We start from the raw sequence: 13,090 nt of genomic DNA on the forward strand, positions 1-13,090 counted from the left end.
CCATGTTCACCGTCTGCGCCCTTTACCACTTCACCCGCTTCGACGACCCCGCCGCCCTGCAGGGGCCGCTGCAGGATCTCTGCCGCGCTGAAAAGGTCACCGGCACGCTGCTGCTGGCGCAGGAGGGGATCAACGGCACCGTGGCCGGACCCGCCGCCGGGATCGAGACGGTTCTGGCCCATATCCGCGCCCTGCCCGGCTGCGCCGATCTGGAATGGAAACTGTCCACCGCCACGGAACGCCCTTTTGCCCGCATGAAAGTGCGACTGAAGAAAGAGATCGTCACTATGGGCCAGCCGGACGTAGACCCGCGCGCCCGCGTTGGCCACTACGTCGAGCCCGCCGAGTGGAATGACCTGATCAGCGCGCCCGACGTTGCGGTGATCGACACGCGCAACGATTATGAGGTCGCCATCGGCACCTTTGACGGCGCGGTCGACCCGCAGACCGATACGTTCCGCGATTTCCCCGCATGGTGGGAGGCGAACAAGGACCGCTTTCACAACAAGCGCATCGCCATGTTCTGCACCGGCGGCATCCGCTGCGAAAAATCCACCAACTACCTGATCAGCCAAGGTGTCGAGGACGTCTATCACCTCAAGGGCGGCATCCTGAAATACCTCGAAGAGGTGCCCGAAGAGGACAGCACATGGCAGGGATCCTGCTTTGTCTTCGACGGGCGGGTGTCTGTGGAACACGGGCTGCGCGAGGGCCCGCATGAATTGTGCCACGCCTGCCGCCGCCCGATCCTGCCCGCCGACCGTGACCGCCCCGAATACGAACACGGCGTGTCCTGCCACCTCTGCATCGGTGAGACCTCGGATGCGGACAAGGCGCGCTTTCGCGAGCGGCAGAAACAGATGGCCCTTGCCCGCGCACGGGGGGAACGGCACCTGCACGCGGATGTCGCGGACGACGATTAACGATCTGGGCGGGTCGCGCCCGGTTTGCTAGGTCTTGGGCGCAGCAATTGGAGGCCGCGCCATGACCGACCCGATTTCCTCTCACGTTCTGCGCGACGGCGACACCCGGATCACCGTACTGTCCATGGGCTGCGCGGTGCAGGATTGGCAGGTTGCCGGTCGGCGAGTGGTGCTGGGCTATGACGATCCAGAGGCTTATCGACTGAACCCGAAATCCATGGGCATCGTTGTTGGCCGCGTCGTCAACCGCATCGGCTATGGGCGCTTCACGCTGGACGGGCAGGAATGGCACCTGCCGCTGGCTCCCGGCGCGCAGCACCACCTGCACGGCGGCCCGGCAGGACTGGGCAAGCGCAACTGGCAGATTACGCCCGTCGGCGACCGCGCTGTGGTGCTACGCCTGCACTCTCCGCATCTGGATCAGGGCTATCCCGGCGCGGTGGATTTTCAGGTTCGGATCTCCTTGGACGGGGCCGCGCTGACATGGGACTTGACCGCCCGACCTGACCGCGAAACACCCGTGAACCTTGCGCAGCACCTTTACTTCAACCTCGCCGGGGCGGGGACGGTGCGCGACCATGCTTTGCAATTGCGGGCGGCGCATGTGACGCCCACCGGACCGGACCTGATCCCCACCGGGGCGCTGATGCCCGTCGCGGGGACGCGATTCGATTTCCGTGTCGCGCGCGCAATCGCCCAGGCAGATCCGGAGTCGGCGGGCTATGACCTGAACTATGCGCTGGACGATGGCGACGGCCCCGTTGCAGAGGTGACGGCGCCGGACGGGATGCGCCTGCGGCTCTGGACCGATCAACCGGGGTTGCAGGTCTACACCTCCAATTCGCTGACGGAATACGCCGCGCCCTGGCCCGGTCCGCATCACGGGCCGTTCGGCGGCATCTGCCTGGAGGCGCAGGTTTTTCCGAACGCGCTGAACACGCCCGAATTTCCGTCGATACTGGTCTCCCCCGACACGCCTTACCGGCAGGTCACAACCATCGAGATAGCGCCAAGCTGACATCGGACGGGGCGCGACCGGACAGCTGACCAGCGGCCAAGGGCCAGCCACCGGCAGGCAATTAACCATGTTGCCCGCTAAAAATAGCCGCGCACAAGGCTCCCGGCGAGCAGCGCCCAGCCATCGGCCAGCACGAAGAATGCCAGCTTGAAGGGCAGCGACACGATGGCCGGGGGGACCATCATCATGCCCATCGACATCAGTACCGCAGCCACCACAAGGTCGATGATCAGGAACGGCAGAAAGATCAGAAAGCCGACCTGAAAGGCCCGCGCGATTTCCGACAGCATGAAGCTGGGCACCAGTATCGACAGCGGCGCCTCCGGCGACAGCACCGTATCTGCCGCGTCCGGGCGCAGATCCGCCATTGCCCGGAAAGTGTCTGGATCGACCCGCCCCGCCATGAACCCCCGAAAGGGTTCGATCGTCAGCCGCGCGGCTTCTTCGACCTCGATCTGCTCATCTAGCAGCGGCTGCACGCCCGTGGCCCAGGCCTCGGAAAAGACGGGTTCCATCACGAAATAGGTCAGGAACAGCGCAAGGCTGACAATCAGCATGTTGGGGGGCGACTGCTGCAGGCCCACGGCCTGCCGCAGGATCCCCAGAACCGTCACCATGAAGGGGAAACAGGTCACCATGATCGCGATGCCGGGCGCAAGGCTCAGCAGCGTGATCATCAGGATCAACTGGATCGAGGTGGCGGAAATCGATCCGCCCTCGCCCAGGTCGAGCGCGATGGACTGCGCCGCTGCCGCACCCGGCAACAGCAGGCACAGACCAAGGACGGTCAGGAACTGCCGCATGCGTCAGGCCGGAGACTGCAGGTCGACCACCTCGGTGATGCGCACGGCAAGCTGACCGGGCCCCTCGCCTTCGACCACCTCCAGCACGCCGATCCCGATCAGCTTGTCGCCGACATACAGCTCCACCGGATCGTCCAGCTGCTTGTCCAGCGTCAGTACCGACCCCTCGTTCAGCTGCAACAGTTCCCGGACCAGCGGACGCGCGCGCCCGACGGAAACCGTAATCTCGATCGGGACCGAGGTGAAAGGGGTTCCCGCCTCGCTGCGGCCCGCGGTTTGCGCACTATCCATTGTTCATCTTCCTTCGATTGTCGTGGGCAAAGCCCTGCACGGCCTCGCTGACGGCGGCGATCAGGTCGCCCAGGTCGATCTGGCGTTCTGTCTGGCCAAAGCGGAGGTCGGCCTGTTCCTCGGACAGGGTGTCATCCGCAACCAGCTGGATCGGAAATCCGAAATCCGCTTCCAGCAAGGGCGTGACCGCCTCGATCTTGCCCGGGGCGACGGCAACGACGACCTCCATGTGACCGATTTCGCGGCTCAGGGTCTGCAACTGTTCGACAATGTGATGCCCCAGCGTCGCCCGCGCCATTTCCGGCAGCAGAGAGGCCACCATTTCGTCCAGCAGAGGCGTCACCGCGTTCATCACCTGCGTATAAGCCTCATGATACGTGAAACTCAGGTCCTGCAGATGCTGGCCGAAGGCGCTGGAAATCCGGGTCCGGTCATCGGACTGCGCCTTGACCGCATCGTCCCAACCGGCGCGATACCCCTTTTCGAAGGCTTCCAGTTTCTTGCCTTCCAGTTCCGCCTCGCTGAACGCGGGTTCGGCGGGTTGCGATGGTCCGGCAGTCCCCACCAGAGAGACCGAGCCGAAATCCTCGAGAAGATCGGCAAGCATCGTCATGTGACGTCCTCCTTGTCTTCCTCAAGCCAGCTGCGCAGGATTTCCACGGTCTCCGTCTTGCGCTCCGCGATCAGGTTGCGCAGGCGGTCCACCGGATCTTCCTCGACCGGACTGTCGAAATCGACCATGCCCATGCCGCCGAAATCGGGGCCGTCGGCGAGAACGGGCAGGTTGTCAAAGCCGCCCGCCGGTTCGATCTCGCCGTCCAGCGCGACCGCCGCCGCGCCACCCGACGCCGCCGCAGGCGCGGGCAGGGCCCCGGCGCTGACCGCGCCCGCCTCGCCCCGCGACAGAATCGGGCGCAGAACAAACAGGCCAAGGATCAGGGCGACAACCGCCAGAACCCCCATCTGGATCAGCCGCATCGTGTCGATGGACCCGGTGAACAGCCCCGGTTCGATCGGCCCAGTGCCCAGCCCCTCGGGCCGTTCAAAGGGCATCGACCGCAGGGTGATCTGATCCCCGCGCGCCTCATCAAAGCCGACGGCCGAGGCAACCAGATCGCGCAGCGCCTCCAGTTCCGTGTCGGCCAGGGGCACGAATTGTTGCGTCCCATCGGCGGCGGTCTCGAAGGTTCCGTTGACCAGAACCGCGACGGTCAGCCGCTTGATCGCACCGGGCTGACGGGTGATTTCCCGCGTGGTTTCAGAGACTTCAAAGTTCACACGCTCACGCGATTCGGCCTTGGAGGTCGACGATTGGTCGGGTCCGCCTCCGGCCGCGCCGTCCGGCAGGTTCGACGCCACGGTGACATCGCCGCCACCGCCAAGGTTCTCCGACTTGTCGGTGCGCTCCTCGGTATCGGTCGAGATGATCACCCGGCCTTCGGGATCGAAGCTGCGTTCGCGAATCAACTCGCTTTCGGTGATGGTGTCGACGCTGACCTCGACCACCGCGTTGCCAGACCCCACGCGCGCTTCCATCAGCCGTTGCACCCGGTCGCGCAGCATCAGCGCCTTGTCATCCGCGGTCAGCCCGCTGCCCGGATCCTCTTCAGCACCGATCAGCCCGCCCTTGCCGTCAATCACCGCGACATTTTCCGCGACCAGACCAGGAACCGCCGAGGCCACAAGGAATTTCAGCGCCCGCGCCTGGCTGGCGTTGATCACGGCACCCGTCGTGGTGACGGAAATAGAGGCCGAGGGCGTCACATCCCGCTGAAAGGGATTTGCGCTGGAATTGGCGATATGCACCCGCGCGCTGGTGATCAGGGGATTCGAGATGATCGTGCGCGCCAGCTCGCCCTCTTTCGCGCGCCAGTAGGCGGCGTCGAACATCTGGCTTGTGGTGCCGAATCCAGACAGCCCGTCCAGCAGTTCGTATCCCTGCCCACCGTTGGCGGGCAGCCCCTCGCTGGCGAGGGTGAGTCGCAGCGCGTCGCGGTCCGCCTCGGGGACAAAAATCGCCCCGCCGCGCACCTCATAAGGCACGCCGCGCGCCTCCAGCGCCTTGACCACATCGCCCGCGGCGCCGTTTTCAAGACCCGCGTACAGCAGGGCCAGATTGGGGGCCGACGCCAGTCGCGTCAGGCCGAGTACAGCCATCATGACCACCAACGTGGCCCCGATGACAATCATGCGTTGTCGCCCACCCAGGGCGTTCCAACTGGAAAGAACTTGGCTCAAGACCGACCTCCGCTCCAAACATTCTGTTCGGTTGTCCTGAGGTTGACCCATTCGCCTTAACAATCAGTTAGCCCATTTTTCTTATAACGAGGCCACGTCAACGAAGAGGTTACGAATGTCTGACGCCACCGTCGATGACGAAGAGGTCGAAGTTAAGAAACCGTCAAAGCTGCCCCTGATCATCGGGGTCGTACTGGCGCTGGCTGGCGGCGGCGGCGGGTTCTACGCCGTCCAGTCCGGTCTATTGGGCATTGGGGGCAGCAAGGAGGCCGACTATGGCGAACACGCCGTGGCGGATTCGGGCGACCCTCATGTGGAGACCAAGGCCCTGCCGGATGTCGCCTTTGTCGAGGTGCCGCCGGTGGTGATCTCACTTGGCCCCAACGCACAGTCCAAACACCTGCAATTCCGCGCCAGTCTCGAGGTGCCCTCGGAATACCGGGCCGAGGTCGAGGGCATCCTGCCGCGCGTGCAGGACGTGTTGAACAGCTACCTCCGCGCGCTCGAAGCGCGCGATCTGGAAGCACAGGGCGCGCTGGTGAAACTGCGCGGTCAAATGCTGCGCCGGGTCAGGCTCGTGGCCGGAGAGGGCCGCGTGCGCGACCTTCTCGTGCTTGAATTCGTACTGAACTGAGGGAGACGGGTATGGAAGTGATTGCAGATATCCTGTTGGTGGCCGGGGCGCTGGGCGCCGGGTTTTATTGTTTCATTCTGGCACGCCGCCTGTCGCGGTTCACGGACCTGGAAAACGGTGTGGGCGGGGCGGTGGCCGTGCTGTCGGCGCAGGTCGATGACCTGACGCGCACCCTGAACGGCGCCCAGAAAAGCGCCGGCGAATCGAACAAGTCGCTGTCAGAGCTGACCGACCGGGCAGAGGACGTGGCCCGCAGGCTGGAACTGCTGGTCGCCTCTATGCACGACCTGCCGCAGAACAGCGCCCCGCCACAGCCCGAGAATCGCGAGACCGTGTTCGTGCGGCATCCGCGCAACTGACCGTATGCCTCGGCACGACTCCTGACTGAAAGTGAGGAATGACAATGGGTAAGCCAACCGTCCAGCCGTCAGCCAAGGCCGCGAAACCGGCCCGACGCAAACCCCGGCGCAAGTCGCGCGGGGCTCTTGCGGCGATCTGCGCGCTGCTCGTGACCTCGGGTCTGCTGCGCCTTGCGGTGGGCGCCAGCGAGGCCATCGCCAGAGAGGGGCCGCTGGACGAGGTCGCACCGGACCCCGCCGCCAAGCAGATTGCCGCCAAGGCAACACCGGACCCGGCATCCGGCGCGGGGCCAGAGCCCATCCTTGTGGCTGAGGCGGACCTTGCGCCGCTGGTCGCCGCACTGAACGCCCGTGAGGCGCGAATCAGGGAACGCGAAACCGCCATTGATGTCCGGATGCAGGCGCTTGCCGTGGCCGAGGAAGAGATTTCGCGCAAGCTGAAGGCACTGGAAGAGGCCGAGGACAGCCTGAGGTCGACGCTGGCGCTGGCCCGGACCGCCGCCGAGGACGACATCGCAAAGCTGACCGATGTCTACGCCAACATGAAGCCAAAGCAGGCCGCCGCGCTGTTCGAGGAAATGGACCCCGAATTTGCCGCCGGTTTCCTTGGCCGTATGCGTCCGGACGCGGCGGCGGCCATCATGGCCGGGATGACCCCGCAGGCCGCCTATCTGACCTCGGTGATTCTCGCCGGGCGCAACGCCAATGTGCCAAAGGAGTGACCTTGGGGCCACAATTGCCCTGCGCCAGTGCGCCAAACACGCCAAGTTGACGCAGAGGTCAGGTATGCCGCCATTGATTTTTGGCCGGTCATGGCCGACATGAAAAGCCGCACTATCGAGTCTGAGGGGTCTGCCATGATCAACCGCCGTACATTCGTTGCCAGCGCTGCCGCCGCCGCAACTGCTTCCGCTTTGCCTGCGCCCGCGCTCGCTTTCACGATTGACCCCATCTACCGGCCGCAGAGCGTCCGGATGAAAAAGGATCTGGCCCCGGGTCAGATCCTCATCCTGCCTCGCGCACATTTCCTCTATTTCGTCGATGGCCCCGGTCAGGCGCGCCGATACGGCGTTGGCGTGGGCCGCGCCGGTCTGGAATTCACCGGCAGCGCCAGCATCGACGTCAAGAAAGAGTGGCCCACATGGCGCCCGACCAACGAGATGATCGAGCGGGAGCCGAACACCTACTCCAAGTTCGTCGACAATGACTATGTTCAGCCGGGTGGCCCGTCCAACCCGCTGGGCGCCCGCGCGCTCTACCTGTTCCAGAACGGGCGGGACACGTTCTTCCGCATTCATGGCACCACCGCGCCGCGGTCCATCGGGCGGTCGGTCTCTAACGGCTGCATCCGGATGATCAATGACCACGTGATCGACCTCTATGATCGCGTGCCGATCGGCACCAAAGTCACCGTTCTGTGACGGCAGGCACGGCGCGCAAGACAGAGCGCCTTGACCTCATCGTCCTTGGCGCCGGTCCTGCCGGCGCCGCGGCGGCCATGACGGCGGCACAGGCTGGTCTGCGCGTCGCCCTGGTCGACAAGGAACGTTTTCCGCGCAACAAACTCTGTGGCGGCGGCATTACGGGCCGCGCCCTTGGGCACTATCGCCGTATCTTTGGCGGCGATCTGCCGGATGTCCCGCTGGAACGGCGCGACAGCTTTTCCTTTTATGCCTTTGGCCGCGACCTTGGCACGACGCAGGACGCGCCGCCGCTGCACCTGGGCATGCGCTATCAGCTGGACGATGCGCTGGTCCGCGCGGCGATTTCGGCGGGGGCGCTGGATTTCACCGGCCAGACCGGCGCTCTGGACCCCGGACACCCGGCGCTCGACCTTGCCGACGTGCGGCTCGAAGCGCCCCTCTTGATCGCCGCCGACGGCGTGAACAGCCCGACCGCCCGCGCGCTCTTTGGACAGGCCTTTGACCGGCAGACCATCGGCTTTGCGCTGGAGGTCGAATTGCCCGGACCCGCGCCGGACCGCCCGCTGCGGATCGATTTCGGCGCGGCGGACTGGGGCTATGGCTGGCAATTCCCGAAACCGCAGGGCACCACCATCGGCCTTGGCGGGGTCCAGTCCCGCAACACCGACATGAAGGCCGCGCTGCGCCGCTACCTGATGGTGCTGGACGTGGCCGAACCGCTGAAGGTGAAGGGACAGTTCCTGCCCTTCGGTGATTTTCGCCGCACACCCGGCAAGGGCAATATCCTGCTGGCCGGGGATGCCGCCGGGCTGGTCGACCCGATCACCGGTGAGGGCATCGCCCATGCGCTCGACAGTGGCGCGCGCGCCGCCCAGGCAGCCATAAGGGCGCTGCGCTCCGGCAGGCCGCACACCGCCCTGGCCGACTATACCCGCGCGCTGACGCCGATCCACCGGGGCCTTCGCCACGCCGGATTGCTGCGCAACCTGATGTTCCGCGAAACCCTGCGGCCCGCCTTCATCCGCAGTTTTCAGTCCTCGCGCAGCCTGCGCGGAGACTACCTTAGGTTGATTGCCGGTGAGACCGATTACGGCCCGTTGATGCGCAAGATGACTGCCCGCCTGCCCGGCTTCGCCTGGCGCGCGATGAGCGGATCGTGACAATGTTAAACATTTGCCAATCTCCCCCCGCTCAGACCTTAAGCCTTTGTTAGGAAATAAGGCGCTACCTTCCCCGTAGATGGAGGGCGCAATGGCCGTATTTTCGTATCTGGTGTCCAGCCTGTTCGGCCTTGTCAGCGCCCTGATCTGCTGGCTGTTCTTCGGGTTTTCCGCACTCGCCGCGCTTGGCCTCTACCTATCGTTGAGCGTTGTGGTCGGCACGGCCTTTGTCTTTGCCGGTATGCTGACGCTGCAATCGCGGGACAATCGCACGTCCTTTACCCCCCGATCCGCGCCACCAACGCCTCGACCTTAGGGCCCACCGCCTCGACGATCCGGGCAACCCCTTCGGCGTTTGGATGAATGCCATCCGACTGCATGAAGGCGCCCAGGGACTCCGGCATTTCCCCATCCTGCATCAGCCCGGCAAAAAAGCTGTCCAGATAGAGCGTGCCATAGGTATCCGCCAATTCGGGATAGAGCGCGTCGAAATCCGCCTTGTACTCTGGCCCGTAGTTGCCGGGCGCCTGCATCCCGATCAGCAGAACCTCTAGCCCGCGCGCCTGAGCCGCCTTCAGGATCCCTTCCACATTCGCGCGCGACACCGCCGGATCGACCCCGCGCAACAGGTCATTGCCGCCCAGCGTGACGATCATGCCCTGGATTTCCGGCGTCAGCGACCAGTCGACCCGCGCCAGACCGCCCGCCGTGGTATCCCCCGACACCCCCGCATTCACGATCCGCACATCATACCCGCGCTCCGCCAGCCATGACCGCAGCTGCGGCACGAAACCGTCCTGTTCCAGCAGCCCGTACCCCTGTGTCAGACTGTCGCCCAGCGCCAGCAGATGCACCCGATCCGCCTGTGCAACAGTGGCACACAGCAAAAGCAGCACCGCCAGCGCCTTGCTGCGCAGCGACCAAAGCCCATATCTGACCCAATGTCCCATTGCCGGAGAATCCTTTTGCCTGATGCCGTCCTGTCTCTCCAAAATGTCACCCTCAGCCTCAGGGGCAATGCCGGTCCGGTGGAAATCCTGCATGGAATCACCCTCGACGTCACCAAGGGGGAGACCCTTGGCCTTGTCGGGCCCTCGGGGTCCGGCAAATCCTCGCTCCTGATGATCATGGGTGGGCTGGAACGCGCCACCGCTGGCCGCGTCAACGCGCTGGGCCATGACCTGACGGCGATGGATGAGGATGCGCTGGCGCGGTTTCGGCGCGATCACATGGGCGTCGTCTTTCAGTCCTTTCACCTGATCCCCACCATGACGGCGCTGGAAAACGTCGCCACCCCGCTGGAACTCGCCGGAGAGCGCAAGGCGTTCGACCGCGCGCGCGCCATGCTGGCCAAGGTCGGCCTCGATCACCGGGGGGACCACTATCCGGCTCAACTGTCGGGCGGTGAACAGCAACGCGTGGCGCTGGCCCGCGCGCTGGTGCAGGAACCGGATATCCTGCTGGCGGACGAACCCACCGGCAACCTCGATGGCGTCAACGGTGCCGCCATCGTCGATCTGCTGTTCGGCCTGTCGCGCGAACATGGCGCGACGCTGGTGCTTGTCACCCACGCGCCGGACCTTGCCGCGCGCTGCGACCGGGTGATCCGCCTGAACGATGGAGATATTGCCGCGACCGAGCTGAGGGCCGCGGAATGAGCCTGTCGACTTCGGCGCGTTTCGCGCGCCGCGAATTGCGCGGCGGCCTGCGCGGCTTTCGCATCTTTCTGGCCTGTCTGGCGCTTGGCGTGGCCGCCATCGCGGGCGTCGGCTCTGTCCGCTCGGCCATTCAGGCGGGGTTGCAGGATCAGGGCGCGGTGCTGCTGGGCGGCGATGCGCAGGCGGAATTCACCTACCGCTTTGCCACCGGGGAAGAGCGCGCATGGATGGACAGCGTCTCGACTCAGGTTTCCGAGGTGACGGATTTCCGCTCCATGGCCACCGTCACCCGGGATGGAGAGTCAGAGCGCGGACTGACGCAGGTGAAATCCGTCGATGCAGCCTATCCGCTGCTGGGCGAGATGGTGCTGAACCCGCCGTTGCCGCTGTCAGAGGCGCTGCAGGACACCGGCGCGGTCATGGCCCCGGTGCTTGCGGATCGTCTGGGCTTGCAACCGGGCGACAGCTTTCGCCTTGGCACGCAGGATTTCACCCTGCGCGCCACGATCCTGACCGAACCGGATGACGCCGGCGACGGTTTCGGCCTTGGCCCCCGCACCATTGTCCGCACCGAGGATCTGCGGGACTCGGGCCTGCTGGGGCAGGGCTCGCTGTTCGAAACCGAATACCGCCTGCTCCTGCCTGAAAACTCCGATCTCGACACACTGCGCGAGGAGGCCCTGACCCGGTATCAGGATCACGGCCTCAGCTGGCGCGACAGCCGCAACGGCGCCCCCGGCATCGCGCGTTTCGTGGAACGGCTGGGCAGCTTTCTTGTCCTTGTCGGCCTGTCCGGTCTGGCGGTGGGCGGCATCGGTGTGTCCGCCGCGGTGCGCGCCTATCTCGCGCGCAAGACCAGCGTTATCGCCACACTGCGCACGCTGGGCGCCACCCGCGCCACGATTTTCCAGACCTATTTCATCCAGATCGGCGTGCTCAGCCTGATCGGGATCACCCTTGGCCTGATCCTTGGCGCCTTTGTGCCGATGCTCTTTGCCCCGCTGATCGCCGATGCCCTGCCCGTGCCTGCCTTGTTCACGCTGCACCCCGGACCACTGGCCGAGGCCGCGCTATACGGCACGCTGACCGCGCTGCTTTTCACCCTCTGGCCGCTGGCCCGGGCAGAGGAGGTGCGCGCCGCGACCCTGTTCCGTGATGCCTTGGACAGCGCCCGCCTGCTGCCCGGCTGGCGCTACATAATCGCAACCCTGGTCCTGACCGGCCTGTTGACCGGCGCGGCCATGCTGTTTTCCGGGCAGGCCATGCTGACGCTGTCGATCGCGGGCGGCATCGCCGGGGCGCTGCTGACCCTGCTGGCGGCCGCTTGGATGCTGCGCTGGATCGCGCGGCACGGCACCCGCGCCGCCCGGGGCCGCCCGGCCCTGCGCTGGGCGCTGGGGGCGATCGGCGGCCCGCGTGAAAGTGCCGGATCCGTGGTGCTGTCACTGGGCCTTGGCCTCACCGTCCTGTCCGCCATCGGCCAGATCGACGGCAACCTGCAGACCGCGATCCAGCGCGATCTGCCAGAGGTCGCGCCCTCCTATTTCTTTGTCGACATCCAGAAGGACCAGATGCCCGGCTACCTTGAGCGGCTGGAAAACGACCCCGCCGTCAGCCGCATCGACAGCGCGCCCATGCTGCGCGGCATCATCACCCGGATCAACGACTTGCCCGCGACAGAGGTGGTGGGCGAACACTGGGTCCTGCGCGGCGACCGGGGCGTGACCTATGCCGCGCAACCGGACGAACGCACCACCGTCACGGCAGGCGAATGGTGGCCAGAGGGCTACAGCGGCCCGCCGCAGGTCAGCTTTGCCGCCGAAGAGGCCGAGGAAATGGGCCTGCGGCTGGGCGATACCGTCACCGTCAACATCCTTGGCCGCGACATCACCGCCACGATCACCTCGTTCCGTGCGGTGGATTTCTCGACTGCCGGGATCGGCTTTGTCATGACGATGAACCCCGCCGCCCTCTCCGGCGCGCCGCATACCTTCATCTCGACCGTCTATGCAGAGGAACAGGCAGAGGCGCAGATCCTGCGCGATCTGGCCAATGCCTACCCCAATATCACCGCGATCCGCGTCCGCGACGCCATCGACCGGGTGTCAGAACTGCTGGATGGCATCGGAGCGGCGATCCGCTGGGGCGCGGCGGCTACCCTGCTGACCGGTTTCCTTGTGCTGATCGGCGCGGCGGCAGCGGGCGAAGGCGCGCGCACCTATGAGGCGGCGGTGCTCAAAACCCTGGGCGCCAGCCGCCGCCGCATCCTGCACAGCTTTGCGCTGCGCTCGGGCCTTCTGGGCGCGGCGGCGGGGGCCATCGCGCTGGGCGCGAGCATCGCGGGCGCATGGGCCGTCATGACCTACGTGATGGAGGCCGATTTCGCGGTGATCTGGCCCAACGCGCTGGCCATCGTGACGGGCGGCATCCTGGCCACCCTTCTGGCCGGGCTTGCCTTTGCATGGCGTCCCCTCGCCTCTCGCCCCGCCGGCATTCTGCGCGCCCGAGAGTGACCGCGTGAGTGAGAAAAGCGGACAGGCTGTCACCTTGCACCCCGGCCCCCGGGCAAACTACACCCTTGG

General features: G+C 65.7%; 15 protein-coding genes. 10 read left to right on the forward strand and 5 right to left on the reverse strand.

The window, feature by feature from the left end:
• The first annotated feature begins 2 nt into the window (after positions 1-2).
• Both trhO and ACTXGA_RS19480 read left to right on the forward strand, forming a co-directional pair.
• Positions 3-923, forward strand: coding sequence for an oxygen-dependent tRNA uridine(34) hydroxylase TrhO (gene trhO / locus ACTXGA_RS19475; protein ID WP_443396281.1), 921 nt, complete (start codon positions 3-5; stop codon positions 921-923).
• A gap of 61 nt (positions 924-984) precedes the next feature.
• The gene (locus ACTXGA_RS19480) at positions 985-1,941 is read left to right on the forward strand and encodes an aldose epimerase family protein (RefSeq protein WP_443396282.1); all 957 of its coding nucleotides are present in this window, start codon (positions 985-987) and stop codon (positions 1,939-1,941) included.
• A 77-nt stretch (positions 1,942-2,018) separates the two neighbouring features.
• Here the strand turns inward: ACTXGA_RS19480 and fliP are convergent, their stop codons facing one another.
• From fliP to fliF, 4 genes are read right to left on the reverse strand one after another with little or no spacing between them, the layout of a single operon-like run.
• On the reverse strand, positions 2,019-2,744 hold the full coding sequence (fliP, locus tag ACTXGA_RS19485; RefSeq protein WP_443396283.1) for a flagellar type III secretion system pore protein FliP: 726 nt from the start codon (positions 2,742-2,744) through the stop codon (positions 2,019-2,021).
• 3 nt (positions 2,745-2,747) lie between these two features.
• The gene (locus ACTXGA_RS19490; RefSeq protein WP_443396284.1) at positions 2,748-3,035 is read right to left on the reverse strand and encodes a FliM/FliN family flagellar motor switch protein; all 288 of its coding nucleotides are present in this window, start codon (positions 3,033-3,035) and stop codon (positions 2,748-2,750) included.
• The gene (locus ACTXGA_RS19495) at positions 3,028-3,648 is read right to left on the reverse strand and encodes a FliH/SctL family protein (RefSeq protein ID WP_443396285.1); all 621 of its coding nucleotides are present in this window, start codon (positions 3,646-3,648) and stop codon (positions 3,028-3,030) included. Before ACTXGA_RS19495 ends, ACTXGA_RS19490 begins: the two co-directional genes overlap by 8 nt.
• Complete coding sequence (fliF, locus tag ACTXGA_RS19500; RefSeq protein ID WP_443396286.1) at positions 3,645-5,225, reverse strand: flagellar basal-body MS-ring/collar protein FliF; 1,581 nt, start codon at positions 5,223-5,225, stop codon at positions 3,645-3,647. Before fliF ends, ACTXGA_RS19495 begins: the two co-directional genes overlap by 4 nt.
• Positions 5,226-5,388: 163 nt before the next feature.
• Here fliF and ACTXGA_RS19505 point away from each other — a divergent pair, with 163 nt between their 5' ends.
• The 6 genes from ACTXGA_RS19505 to ACTXGA_RS19530 all read left to right on the forward strand — a co-directional run bounded on the left by ACTXGA_RS19505 (position 5,389) and on the right by ACTXGA_RS19530 (position 9,166).
• Positions 5,389-5,907 carry a flagellar basal body-associated FliL family protein gene (locus ACTXGA_RS19505; protein WP_443396287.1) on the forward strand — a complete coding sequence of 173 codons (519 nt, stop codon included), beginning with the start codon at positions 5,389-5,391 and terminating at the stop codon, positions 5,905-5,907.
• A gap of 11 nt (positions 5,908-5,918) precedes the next feature.
• A complete protein-coding gene (locus ACTXGA_RS19510) occupies positions 5,919-6,266 on the forward strand; it encodes a hypothetical protein (protein WP_443396288.1) in 348 nt (115 codons plus the stop codon).
• 44 nt (positions 6,267-6,310) lie between these two features.
• A complete protein-coding gene (locus ACTXGA_RS19515) occupies positions 6,311-6,988 on the forward strand; it encodes a MotE family protein (protein WP_443396289.1) in 678 nt (225 codons plus the stop codon).
• 135 nt (positions 6,989-7,123) lie between these two features.
• Positions 7,124-7,687 (forward strand): L,D-transpeptidase, encoded by a 564-nt coding sequence (locus ACTXGA_RS19520; RefSeq protein ID WP_443396290.1) that lies wholly within the window; start codon positions 7,124-7,126, stop codon positions 7,685-7,687.
• Positions 7,684-8,850, forward strand: a complete 1,167-nt coding sequence (locus ACTXGA_RS19525) for a geranylgeranyl reductase family protein (protein ID WP_443396291.1) — start codon at positions 7,684-7,686, stop codon at positions 8,848-8,850. Before ACTXGA_RS19520 ends, ACTXGA_RS19525 begins: the two co-directional genes overlap by 4 nt.
• Positions 8,851-8,941: 91 nt before the next feature.
• Positions 8,942-9,166 carry a hypothetical protein gene (locus tag ACTXGA_RS19530; RefSeq protein ID WP_443396292.1) on the forward strand — a complete coding sequence of 75 codons (225 nt, stop codon included), beginning with the start codon at positions 8,942-8,944 and terminating at the stop codon, positions 9,164-9,166.
• On the opposite strand, the gene ACTXGA_RS19535 is transcribed toward ACTXGA_RS19530, so the two are convergent.
• Complete coding sequence (locus tag ACTXGA_RS19535) at positions 9,129-9,800, reverse strand: arylesterase (protein WP_443396293.1); 672 nt, start codon at positions 9,798-9,800, stop codon at positions 9,129-9,131. The two genes, ACTXGA_RS19530 and ACTXGA_RS19535, sit on opposite strands and share 38 nt — an antisense overlap.
• Between ACTXGA_RS19535 and ACTXGA_RS19540 the strand changes: the two genes are divergently transcribed.
• Positions 9,792-10,508 (forward strand): ABC transporter ATP-binding protein, encoded by a 717-nt coding sequence (locus ACTXGA_RS19540; RefSeq protein WP_443396294.1) that lies wholly within the window; start codon positions 9,792-9,794, stop codon positions 10,506-10,508. The genes ACTXGA_RS19535 and ACTXGA_RS19540 overlap by 9 nt on opposite strands.
• The gene (locus tag ACTXGA_RS19545; protein WP_443396295.1) at positions 10,505-13,021 is read left to right on the forward strand and encodes an ABC transporter permease; all 2,517 of its coding nucleotides are present in this window, start codon (positions 10,505-10,507) and stop codon (positions 13,019-13,021) included. The genes ACTXGA_RS19540 and ACTXGA_RS19545 overlap by 4 nt, the downstream gene beginning before the upstream one ends.
• Positions 13,022-13,090: the final 69 nt, after the last annotated feature.

This window comes from Antarctobacter jejuensis, from assembly GCF_052266595.1.
GTDB lineage: Bacteria > Pseudomonadota > Alphaproteobacteria > Rhodobacterales > Rhodobacteraceae > Antarctobacter > Antarctobacter jejuensis.

What these genes read in the sequence shown, in the direction of transcription:
- trhO (WP_443396281.1), top strand. Translation starts at nt 3, where the DNA reads ATGTTCACCGTCTGCGCCCTTTACCACTTCACCCGCTTCGACGACCCC.
- ACTXGA_RS19480 (WP_443396282.1), top strand. Translation starts at nt 985, where the DNA reads ATGACCGACCCGATTTCCTCTCACGTTCTGCGCGACGGCGACACCCGG.
- fliP (WP_443396283.1), bottom strand. Translation starts at nt 2,744, where the DNA reads ATGCGGCAGTTCCTGACCGTCCTTGGTCTGTGCCTGCTGTTGCCGGGT.
- ACTXGA_RS19490 (WP_443396284.1), bottom strand. Translation starts at nt 3,035, where the DNA reads ATGGATAGTGCGCAAACCGCGGGCCGCAGCGAGGCGGGAACCCCTTTC.
- ACTXGA_RS19495 (WP_443396285.1), bottom strand. Translation starts at nt 3,648, where the DNA reads ATGACGATGCTTGCCGATCTTCTCGAGGATTTCGGCTCGGTCTCTCTG.
- fliF (WP_443396286.1), bottom strand. Translation starts at nt 5,225, where the DNA reads ATGATTGTCATCGGGGCCACGTTGGTGGTCATGATGGCTGTACTCGGC.
- ACTXGA_RS19505 (WP_443396287.1), top strand. Translation starts at nt 5,389, where the DNA reads ATGTCTGACGCCACCGTCGATGACGAAGAGGTCGAAGTTAAGAAACCG.
- ACTXGA_RS19510 (WP_443396288.1), top strand. Translation starts at nt 5,919, where the DNA reads ATGGAAGTGATTGCAGATATCCTGTTGGTGGCCGGGGCGCTGGGCGCC.
- ACTXGA_RS19515 (WP_443396289.1), top strand. Translation starts at nt 6,311, where the DNA reads ATGGGTAAGCCAACCGTCCAGCCGTCAGCCAAGGCCGCGAAACCGGCC.
- ACTXGA_RS19520 (WP_443396290.1), top strand. Translation starts at nt 7,124, where the DNA reads ATGATCAACCGCCGTACATTCGTTGCCAGCGCTGCCGCCGCCGCAACT.
- ACTXGA_RS19530 (WP_443396292.1), top strand. Translation starts at nt 8,942, where the DNA reads ATGGCCGTATTTTCGTATCTGGTGTCCAGCCTGTTCGGCCTTGTCAGC.
- ACTXGA_RS19540 (WP_443396294.1), top strand. Translation starts at nt 9,792, where the DNA reads ATGTCCCATTGCCGGAGAATCCTTTTGCCTGATGCCGTCCTGTCTCTC.
- ACTXGA_RS19535 (WP_443396293.1), bottom strand. Translation starts at nt 9,800, where the DNA reads ATGGGACATTGGGTCAGATATGGGCTTTGGTCGCTGCGCAGCAAGGCG.
- ACTXGA_RS19545 (WP_443396295.1), top strand. Translation starts at nt 10,505, where the DNA reads ATGAGCCTGTCGACTTCGGCGCGTTTCGCGCGCCGCGAATTGCGCGGC.